Source organism: Methylobacterium sp. 22177 (genome assembly GCF_052045615.1).
GTDB classification, from domain to species: domain Bacteria; phylum Pseudomonadota; class Alphaproteobacteria; order Rhizobiales; family Beijerinckiaceae; genus Methylobacterium; species Methylobacterium radiotolerans.
This window is the reverse complement of the sequence record NZ_JBQEPK010000049.1, coordinates 26,484-35,480: the sequence shown is the minus strand read 5'-3', so window position 1 is coordinate 35,480 and position 8,997 is coordinate 26,484. Positions and strand designations below refer to the sequence as shown.

6 protein-coding genes are annotated in these 8,997 nt (G+C 76.9%); 1 reads left to right on the top strand and 5 read right to left on the bottom strand.

Annotated features, from left to right (window positions below):
* A partial coding sequence (locus tag ACTJK8_RS27745) for an adenylate/guanylate cyclase domain-containing protein (protein ID WP_440762856.1) occupies positions 1-708 on the top strand: 708 nt, incomplete at its 5' end.
* Between the two features lie 32 nt (positions 709-740).
* Here ACTJK8_RS27745 and ACTJK8_RS27740 read toward each other — a convergent pair.
* The 5 genes from ACTJK8_RS27740 to ACTJK8_RS27720 form a co-directional block, all read right to left on the bottom strand.
* On the bottom strand, positions 741-1,127 hold the full coding sequence (locus tag ACTJK8_RS27740) for a hypothetical protein (protein ID WP_012318371.1): 387 nt from the start codon (positions 1,125-1,127) through the stop codon (positions 741-743).
* Positions 1,124-1,864: a hypothetical protein gene (locus ACTJK8_RS27735; RefSeq protein ID WP_012318372.1), complete on the bottom strand. Its 741-nt coding sequence runs from the start codon at positions 1,862-1,864 to the stop codon at positions 1,124-1,126. The genes ACTJK8_RS27740 and ACTJK8_RS27735 overlap by 4 nt, the downstream gene beginning before the upstream one ends.
* Positions 1,861-3,759, bottom strand: a complete 1,899-nt coding sequence (locus ACTJK8_RS27730; protein WP_012318373.1) for a reverse transcriptase family protein — start codon at positions 3,757-3,759, stop codon at positions 1,861-1,863. Before ACTJK8_RS27730 ends, ACTJK8_RS27735 begins: the two co-directional genes overlap by 4 nt.
* 310 nt (positions 3,760-4,069) lie before the next feature.
* Positions 4,070-5,734: an SWIM zinc finger family protein gene (locus ACTJK8_RS27725; protein WP_440762855.1), complete on the bottom strand. Its 1,665-nt coding sequence runs from the start codon at positions 5,732-5,734 to the stop codon at positions 4,070-4,072.
* Positions 5,731-8,853: a hypothetical protein gene (locus ACTJK8_RS27720; protein ID WP_440762854.1), complete on the bottom strand. Its 3,123-nt coding sequence runs from the start codon at positions 8,851-8,853 to the stop codon at positions 5,731-5,733. Before ACTJK8_RS27720 ends, ACTJK8_RS27725 begins: the two co-directional genes overlap by 4 nt.
* Between the last annotated feature and the right edge of the window lie 144 nt (positions 8,854-8,997).

The following is an 8,997-nucleotide window of genomic DNA, read 5'->3' as shown; positions in this document are numbered from 1 at the left end:
ATGCGCGACCTGATCGGCGGCGAGGTGTTCGTGAACTTCATGATCGGCCGCTACCACAAGCCGGTGCAGGAGGAGCGGATCTTCCTGTTCCTCGACGTCGTCGGCTCCACGGCCTTCGCGGAGACCCACGGCGACCTGCGCGCCCAGGCCTATCTCAGCGCGGTGTTCGCGACCTTGGCCGAGCCGGTGCGGCGCAACGCCGGCTCCACGGACGACTTCATCGGCGACCTCGCGATGATCACGTGGCCGATGAAGCGCGGCCTGAAGGACGCGCGCTGCGTGACCTGCGTGTTCGAGGTGCTCGACCGGATCGAGGCGGACGCCGCGGCCTGGCAAGCCCGGTTCGGCACGGTGCCGCGGCTGCGGGCGGCCCTGCACGGCGGCTCGGTGGTCACGGCCGAGGTCGGGGTCGACCGCCACAAGATCGCGTATTTCGGCGACGCCGTGAACGTGACGTCGCGCATCGAGGCCCTGTGCCGCCCCCTCGGCGTCGGCATCCTGATCTCGCAGGATCTCCTCGACCGGCTGGACCGGCTGCCCGACGGCGTCCGCGCCCGCGCGCTGGGGACGCACGCCCTGCGCGGCCGCGGCGCGCCCCTGGCGATCGCCACCCTCGAGCGCGGGGCGGCGCCGGACCGGCTGATCCCGGAGCGGAGGCCGGCGCCGCCGGTGCTGGACCGCGCCGAGGTCGTCGCGGAACCGCGCTAGGCTCCCCGTCTCGACCGCGTGTCGGTCGCGTCTCAGCCGCGGCAGACCCAGCGTTCCCACCAGCGCGCCCAGAGGCGCCGGCCCCGCGCTATCGCCGCGCGCCGCGGGGCCGCGGCCGGGCCGGCCCAGTCGGAGGTTGCCCCGAGCGACGCCGGAAGGGTGGCGATGAGCGCCGCCGGTCCCTCGATGTCCCAGCCGATCACGCAGCAGCCGCAGCCGGTGCTGCGCACGCTGGTGAGCCGGCCGGCATGGGCCAGCATCCAGCGCTCGGCGGCGGCGACGTCGTCCCCGTCGCCCACGTCCACGCACAGGGAGGCGCGCGCGTGGCCCGGGGCCGGCGACCCCTCGGGCTCCGGGTCGACCCGCCCGTAGAGGGCCCGCAGGGCGTCGGAATCCGGTCCGGCGTCGCCGGCGCTCACAGAGCGCCCATCTCAGCCAGCTGCCGCTTGGCGAAGGTACAGGCCGCGAAGTCCGGGTTGATCGCGCAGGCCATGTCGAACGCCGCCCGGGCCCGGGACGCCTCGGCGGCGACGCCCTCGCCGAGGCGATAGGCCTGGCCGAGCATGGCGCAGCCCCAGGCGCCGCGCCGGTCGCAATCGAGGCGGAAGCTCCGGGCGAGGCAGGCCTCCGTGTCGGCGCGCGGCGCGTCGCGGACAGGACCCTCCGCGTAGCCGCCGTTCCGGATCCCGGCCGCCCGGTTGGTGCAGCCCGCCGGGAACCCGCCCGCGCAGGCGAGGGCGTAGAGCCGCTCCTTGTCGAGGATGTCGGCGACGTCGAGGGAGTGGTGCTCCAGGGCGAGGGCGAGGTCGAAGCAGGCTGGCGCGTTCGACCACCAGGTGCAGAGCGCGTAGCAGGAAGCGGGCTCGCGCGCGCAGCGGCGCTCGGTGGGCCGGCGGGGCGCGAACGCCCACCGCCAGAACGGGCGCTCCCGCGCGAAGGTGTCGGCCGGGCAGGTGCCGAAGCTGCGCAGCAGGGCCGGGTCCTGCCGCAGCGGCGCCGAGATCTCCGCGGCCTCGGCCTTGTTGAAGACGGGTGCGGCGGGCGCCTCGTCGGCCCGGGACGCCCCCGGTCCGAGCGAGAGGACCGGGGCCAGGGCGAAGAGCGCGGCGAGGCTGGTCCGGAGGTGCCCGGCCGGGAGGCGCCGGGCGAGCCTCATCGGCGCCGTCGCCAGCGGCGCAGCAGGCGTCGGAGACCGAGCAGCAGGGCGACCGCGAGGACGAGCAGCCCGAGCGCCGGGTGCAGCAGGGCGGCGGCCTGGAACAGGACGAAGATCCCCAGGATGACCTTCCAGGGCTTCATCGGGGCGTCGTCGGGCTCCGCGCCCGTGTCCGGGGCGACCTCCGCGCGGGCGGTCGGTTCCGGCGCGCCGAGACGCGGGCGCCCGGAGACCGGGACGCCGCTGCGGCCCGGCACCGGCGCGGCCGCGCGGGCCGCAGCCCTGGCCGCGGCCTCCTCCGCCTCCCGCGCGGCGGCCGCCTCGGCCTCGGCCAGGATCGGGTCCGGCTCGGGCGCGGGGCGGGGGGCGGGCGCCCACCAGCGGGCGAGCGGCACCTCGCCCCGGGCGGACCGGGCGCGGAAATCCGGCAGCGGCCGGGCCCCCGGACGGGCCGAGGGGCGGTCCGCGTGGCGGTCCGCGAGGGCGCGGGCCCGCGCCAGCAGCGGCGCGCCGGTCTCCGGCGTGACCATCCGGACGAACTGCGCGAAGCCGACGGCGGCGCGGAGCACGCCCGCCTCGCCGGCCGCGCCCCAGCGGCGCCCGACCGGTCCGTGCCGCTCGAGCCCGTGCAGGAGGGCGCGGAAGCGGCGCAGGGTCTCGCGGGGCACGCCGACCCGCTCGTTGACGGTCAGCCCGGTCACCTCCTGGTGCCGGCCGCGGCGCATCACCCGGGTCTTGTCCGGATGGACGGTGAAGCCCTCCCCGGCGACGATGGCGTGGACGTACTTGAGCAGCGCGCCGACCTTCCCGGCGGCCTCGCCCGAGGCCGAGAAGGTCAGGTCGTCGGCGTAGCGCGTGTAGGTGAAGCCGAGGCTGCCGGCGAGCCCGGAGAGCCGGGCGTCGAGCCGGGTGCAGACGAGGTTGGTGAGCGCGGGGCTCGTCGGCGCGCCCTGCGGCAGCCGGCGGGGCCCCCGGGCGGCGTAGAGGCGGGCGCCGTCGATCTCGACCGCGTCCACGTCCGGCTCGGTGCACAGCAGCGCCAGCACGGTCGCCACCGGCTCGGCGTAGCCCAGGCCCCGGAACTTCCCCTTGATCCGCCGATAGTCGAGGCTCGGGAAGAAGTCCTTGAGGTCGAGATTGACCACGACGTCCCGCCCGACATGGGCGGCGGCGTTGGTGACGATCGAGCGGCCCGGCACGAAGCCGTGGGCCGCCGGGTGCACGGGGGCGTGGGCGAGGAGCGCGTCGAGGATCCAGTACTGCGCCCGCTTCAGGCGCGGCATCGGCGCCGAGATGCGGCGCAGCCCGCCCGCCTTCTTGGGGATGGTGAAGCGCCGGTAATGGCTCACCGTGCTGAGCGCCCGGTCGTAGGCGAGGAAGCGCAGCTCGCCGAGGCCGATCCCCATGGCCTCGGCCAGCGCCTTCGGGCTCGCCAGGGGCGGGAGCCCGGGGGCGGGCCCGCGCGCGGGCGTGCCCGCGTCCGGAGCCGCGTGCGCGAGCCCGGCCGAGAGTCCGGCCGAGACGCCGTCCCCGAGATGGAGGATCTCGGCCTCCCGGCGCGCGTGCCACGCCTGCGCCCGGGCGTGGCGGTCGCGGGCGTTGCGCAGCCTCGTCTCGCGCCGCCGCTCCAGCGCCGCCGTCTTGCGGCGGCGATGCATCTCCTTGAGGGCGGCCTCGGGGTCGCGCCACGCCGCCTCCCGCCGGTGGAGGTCGGCGAGGGCGCGGGCGATCTCGCCGCGGCGGCGGATCAGGTCGTCCGGCGGGTTGGGCTGCGCTTCCCCGTCCGGCCAGAAGCCGAGCCGGATCATCTCCTCGAGGATGACCTCGTCCTTCGAGCTCTCGCGGATCCGGTCGTAGAGCTGCTGGCGGGTCAGGCTGCCGGGCTGCTGGCTCATCGGCAACCTCCGGCGCGGGCAGGAGGCGTGACGGGGGACGTCGGCCGGGATGCCTTCGTCAAGTCTCGGGACTGGCCCGGTCCACTCGACGCCGGCACGACCACCGGTGCGCGTTTGGGTTCAGCGAACCCAAACCGCGAACGCGCACCGGTGGTCAGTGCCGGCCCAGTGAAGAGCGGGCCAGTGACGCTTTGCCGGGCAGGGTGCAGGGACGGCGAATCGCCGCCCGAAATGCAAGGTCCGCCCCGGCCGGCGCCCCTCGTCGCGGTCAGGATAGGCCAGGCGCGCGGCCGCATCAATCGGGCCCGCCTCACGCCTGCCACCGCGCGGGCATGCCCTCGACCTGGGCGTGGAAGAAGCGCCGCACGGCCAGCATGTGCTCGCAGGGGCCGCGGGTCAGCCGGTTGTGGGTGTAGAAGCCGCACTGGCAGGTGCCGCCGACCATGCGGTCGTCGAGATCGAGCTCCACCGCGGGCGTCAGGCTCCGGCCGTCGTCCAGCACGGTCCCGCTCAGGCGCCGCCTGTCGCCCGCCGGCTCGACGGGCCCGAGGGTGACCAGCCCGGCCGCCAGGAACCGGTCGGCCTTGGCCTCCTGCTCGGAGGCGAAGCGCAGGGCGCCCGGCGCCAGCGGCTCCCGGGTCAGCTCCCGCAGGCGGTAGACCCGCTTGTCGAGGTCGAACATGGCGCGGCCGGCCTGCACGTAGCCGCCGAGGGCCGCCTCCACGGTCGCCCGGTCGAGGCCGGTCTCGGCGGCGAGCGGCCCGGTCCCGGCGGCGTGGTGGCGCCGGAGCGCCGCGAAGACCCGGGCGGCGGTGCCGGCGTCGACCTCCGCCCGGGGCGCGAGCAGGTCGAACTGCCCGGCCCGGGACCAGTCGTTGGCGGTCCAGCCCGACAGGCCGAGGGTGAAGCGCAGGCCCCCGAAATCCACGACCGCGAAGCTCGGAAGCCCGGTGCCGAGGAGGTGCAGCCGCACCGACCGGGCGAGCGGCAGGGTCCGGGCCAGGATCGCGAGGCGCCGCCGCCCCCACAGGCGGATCTCCGAGGCCTCGCCCCCGCGGTAGATCGAGCGCCGGAAAGTCAGCCGCTCGTTCCAGGGCTCGATCAGCACGCTGACCGGCCGGTCGGGCTCGAGCAGGAACCGGAGAGAGCGCGGGCCGTGGCGCTCCCGGCGCGCGGCGAGGCGGGTCAGGATCGCGTGCATGTCGACCGGGTGCAGATCCACCACGTGGGCGGGCTGCGCCATGGCGCTCGACACCTGCAGGAAGCCCCGCATCCAGGAATCCGGCAGCTCGATCTTGTCCTCGCGGTAGGCGGCCTCGCCGGAGGTCTGGACCGCGAAGCCGGTCGGGTCGATCGCCAGCTCCGTGTCGCGGTAGCTGCGGATCTTCTGGAACTCGTCGTAGAGGGCGTGGCTGTAGTCGATGTTGGTCGTGCCGCAGGCCATGTCGCCGATCCGCGCGAACGTGTCGTGGTCGCAGGACAGGCGCCCGTAGCTCGATTCGTCGAGGCTGAACGCCTCGAAGAAGATCTCGTCCGGATGGACCGTGATGACCGGGTCGAGCACGATCCAGGCGTCGAGGTTCTCCCGGTAGAGGTGGTCGAAGTACCGCTTCCGCGCGTCGTAGAACGGCCGCATCACGGCGTCGGAGCGGGCCGCGATGTCCCGGCTCTCGGCGCGCAGCGCCTCGATCGCGGCGCGCAGGCTGTCCTTCTCGGCGAGGGCCTCGGCCAGGAGCTCCTGCTCGTGGGCCTGGAGCCACGCGAAGTAGGCGGTGCGGTCCTTCGGCGCGAAGCGCAGGTCCGACACGACGACGTGGTGCAGGGCCGAGATCGCCTCCCGGAACGGCAGGTGCCGCGCCACGGTCCCGGCGAAGTAGGTCGGCTCGCGCAAGGTGTCGGGGACGAAGCCGAGCCGGGTCGCGTCCGCGTCCGAGACGGCCCGGCTCTCGCCGAGGTAGCGATGGACGAAGTTCATCGAGCCCCTTCCGAGACGGAGACGGGTCCCCGCGGCTCCGGCGGGCACCGGACGAGGGGCACGGCGAGATCGGGATGCGCGTCGGCGACGTCGCGCAGGGTCAGGATCGCGGCGCTGCGGTCCCGGGCCGTGCCGCTCAGGGTGAGGTCGGCGAAGAGCGGCAGCAGCGCCTCGGCGCGGGCGCGGCTGCGCAGGGCCTCGGCCCGAAGGAAGGCGGCCATCCGGTCCTTGGCGACCCGGCCCCGCAGCACCTGCAGCATCACGATCCGGGCGAGGGGGATCAGCCGGGCGAAGGCCGCCTCGCTCGCCACGACCTGCTCGGTCAGGAGTTCGGTGAGCAGGAGGTGCATCGACGGGGCGGGGTGCTCCAGGAGGCGCAGGACCTGCGCCTCCGCGTCCTCGGGCCGGAGCCGGCCGCGCAGGAGATGGCGGGCGAAGGCCAGGACCTCGGGCTTGACGCTGTCGGTGACGACGGCGAGCGCCTCCGGCGTCCAGGCGGCCTCCGGCCAGGACGCGAACAGGCCGCGGGCGAAGGCGAGGGTGTCGGGCCAGTCGCTCTCGACGAGGAGCACGGCCTCGGCCGCCGCGGCCTGGAACCGGGCCGGATCGGCCGCGAAGGCCGCCATCGCCCAGTCCCGCACCGCCCGGTAGGGGTGGCCGCCGAGCCGGGCGATCTGGCGGACGCTGAGGGCCTCGGCGCGCCGGTCGGGCAGGAGGGCGGCGCCGAGGCGGCGGGCGCCGTCGGCCCGCGCCTGCAGCAGGCGCCACAGGGTGCCGTCGTCGAGGGCGGCGCACTCCCCCGGCAGGGCCTCGCGCAGCAGCGCCACCACGTCGGCCGCGTAGGCGTCGTCGGGCGCCGCGCGGAACAGGCTGCCGATCAGCTCCCGGGCGAGACGTGGGGCGAGACCCGGATCCGCCGCCGCGAGGCGCGCCACCAGGGGCCGGGCGGCCTGCCGGACGGCGCTGCCGGGCCCGCTGGCGAAGGCGACGATCCGGTCCGCGCAGGGCCCGAGCCGCGCGTCGTCGAGGCGCGCCAGCAGGACCAGGGCGGCGACCCGGATGTCCTCGGATTCCGCGCCGATCAGCGCGTCCCAGCTCTCCGGCGGCAGGCCGGCGGCCCCGGCCTCGGACTGCGCCAGGAGCGCGAGGCCGGCGGATCTCACCGCGGCCGCCGGGTGGGCGATCAGGGCCGCGGCGTCCTCGGACGCGACCGGCAGGTCGCGGTCCGGCCACAGGAGGGGCAGGGCGGCGCGCAGGCCCCGGATCGCGGACGTCGCGGCCGCGCCGGGCTCCGGCGGCATGGCCCGCAGCCACGCCACCAGCCGGGCGACCAGCGGCGCCGCGAGCCCGGGGGACAGCGCCCGCGCCCGGGCGAGGCCGGGGAGGGCCGCCCGGACATCCGGCTCGGGGCTCGTGAGCAGCGCGGCGGCGAGGTCGGGATCCGACCAGACGGCCGGCGCCCCCGCCTCGAGGCGCCGCAGGGCCAGCGCCCGCGCCTCCGGATCCGGGCTCGTGAGCAGCGCCGCCACCAGGGCGGCGAGGTCGGCGGGGTCGGCGATCCCGGCGGCGAGGCGCGCCTGGGCGGTCTGGAAGGCGAAGGTCCGCACGGCGTCGTGCGCCGCCGCCAGGAGGCGCCCGATCGCGGCGGCCGTCAGGGCCGCGCAGGCTGCCGGATCCGCGCGCAGCACCCGCAGGCCCAGCCGCGCCACCGGCTCGATCCGCCCCTCCGCGGCGAGGCGGAGCGCCAGGTCCGGGCGGGCGCTCCAGAGGTCCGGGAAGGCCTCGTCGCGCCGGTCGGGATCGACGGCGCCGGTCTCCAGGAAGGTCAGCGATCCCGCCCGCGGCCGGGCCTCCGGGGCGTGGCGGTACAGGAGCTGGCTCGCGGTCCAGTTGCGGGCGAGCGGCCCCCGCGCCCGCGCCTGCCGGCCCCAGGTCCCGTCCGGCTGCCGCCCCCAGGCGGTCCAGCGCGCCGGGGGGTCGAGATCCTCCGGCCCGAGGGCCAGCAGGAAGCCCGCCGCCAACGGGGCGAAGGCCGGGTCCCCGACGGCGCCGCGCTTGCGCAGGGCGCGCCAGATCCGCCGCTTCATGTAGGCGCGGGTGGCGGTGGACAGGCCGAGCCGCGCCTCCGGGCCCTGGCGCGCCGCGTCCACCGCGACGTAGCGCCGGAGGTCGGGGACGTAGGCGTGGCTCCGGCCGGCCCGGTACATCGCCTGCGCGGTCTCGAAGCGCTGGGCGGCGGCGCCGAACAGGGCGGCGTCGTCGGCCATCTCGGCGTGCTTGAACAGGCGCCGCAGGCCGATCAGGTAGGGCGGCCGCGCCGGCAGGCGGAGGAGGGCCGCGCAGAGCGTCGCGTGCAGGCCGGGCGCCGCCTGCGCCCGCCGGCCGAGCGCCACGAGGGCCGGCCCGACCCGGCCCGGATCGTGCCGGGCGAGGCCGTCCAGCGCCCCGCACAGGCCGTCGACGTCGCCCGCCTCGGCCGGCCGGGCGACCATGCCGGGCAGGTCCGGCTCGGCCTCCGGCGGCCGGCAGGCCCCGGTGAGCGGGGCGGCCAGGGCGAAAAGGGCAAGGTCGCGGATCACGCTTCCGGGCGCGTCGGCGGCGATCGCCGCGAGCACCGGACCGGCCTCGGCGCCCGCCGCCCGGGCGAGCGCCCAGACCAGGGCGTAGCTCGCCCGCGCCGGGCCGAGCGCCCGCGCCAGGGCGATCAGGTCCGGAGCGGCCGCGGCCAGCCGCAACTCGCCGATCCGCCAGAGCAGGCGGTCGCGGTCGCGCTCGGTCCAGCTCCCGCGCAGGCAGGCGGAGAGCCGCGCCAGCAGCACGCCCGCGCGCCCGTCGGCGGTCGGCTCGGAGGCGGACGTCTCCGGGCCGTCGACCCGGCGGTAGCCGCCGTTGATCTTGGAGACCACCACGCTGTCGAACACCCGGGCCGCCGCCTCGGCGGTCACGGGCTGGGGCGTCTTGGAGCCCTCGCGCAGGGTCGCGCCGCGCCGGCCGTAGCGCGTGTTGACGAAGTAGCGCTCGGGCGTCCCGAGGGCCTCGTTCTCGATCAGATCGACGTCGTAGACCTTGTCGGAGGTGGCGTCCCGCAGATGGAGGCGCGCCGCGCGGACGACCCTCATGCCACCGTGCCGGCCCGCGCGGTCGGGCAGGGCTGCGTCGCGCGCGCGCGACGATCGACGGGTCCACGCATCCGGGCTCCTCGCGAAACGACCGGGACGGGCCGGCCGGCGAATCGCGGCGCCCGATGGCGCGGCAACCTGCCC